Origin of the sequence: Klebsiella planticola ATCC 33531 (genome assembly GCF_000735435.1) — a bacterium.
Lineage (GTDB): Bacteria > Pseudomonadota > Gammaproteobacteria > Enterobacterales > Enterobacteriaceae > Klebsiella > Klebsiella planticola.
In genome coordinates this window covers 1-519 of the sequence record NZ_JMPP01000078.1, presented here as the reverse complement: position 1 = coordinate 519, position 519 = coordinate 1, and the positions used below count along the sequence as shown (strand labels likewise).

Sequence of the window (519 nt, the reverse complement as noted above, 5' to 3'; positions counted from 1 at the left end):
GGCAACGCTTTGCGAAGCCAGAGTTGCTTGGTTAAACTAATCAACTCAAACAGAAAAAGAGATAAGTCTCTTTTTTTTGTTATAGAAAGAACTGGGTAGCCGAGTTTCAGGATGCGGGCATCGTATAATGGCTATTACCTCAGCCTTCCAAGCTGATGATGCGGGTTCGATTCCCGCTGCCCGCTCCAGACGTGCTGATATGGCTCAGTTGGTAGAGCGCACCCTTGGTAAGGGTGAGGTCCCCAGTTCGACTCTGGGTATCAGCACCACTTCTTTATCTCTCCTTCCCTGTTTCTCTCTGTTTATTGCATTCAACAAGTCGGGCATGTTGCCCGGTTGATGTGGTGATATCACCGATTTATCCGTGTCTTAGAGGGACAATCGATGTCTAAAGAAAAGTTTGAACGTACAAAACCGCACGTTAACGTCGGTACTATCGGCCACGTTGACCATGGTAAAACAACGCTGACTGCTGCAATCACTACCGTTCTGGCTAAAACCTACGGTGGTTCTGCTCGC

Annotated in this window: 1 protein-coding gene and 2 tRNA genes; all 3 read left to right on the top strand. The window is 48.0% G+C overall.

Features of this window, described 5'->3' with window-relative positions:
- The first annotated feature begins 113 nt into the window (after positions 1-113).
- Positions 114-188 (top strand) — tRNA-Gly (locus GRPL_RS00030).
- A gap of 5 nt (positions 189-193) precedes the next feature.
- Positions 194-269: transfer RNA gene (locus tag GRPL_RS00035), tRNA-Thr, on the top strand.
- 115 nt (positions 270-384) lie between these two features.
- A partial coding sequence (locus GRPL_RS27445) for a GTP-binding protein (RefSeq protein WP_009484166.1) occupies positions 385-519 on the top strand: 135 nt, incomplete at its 3' end.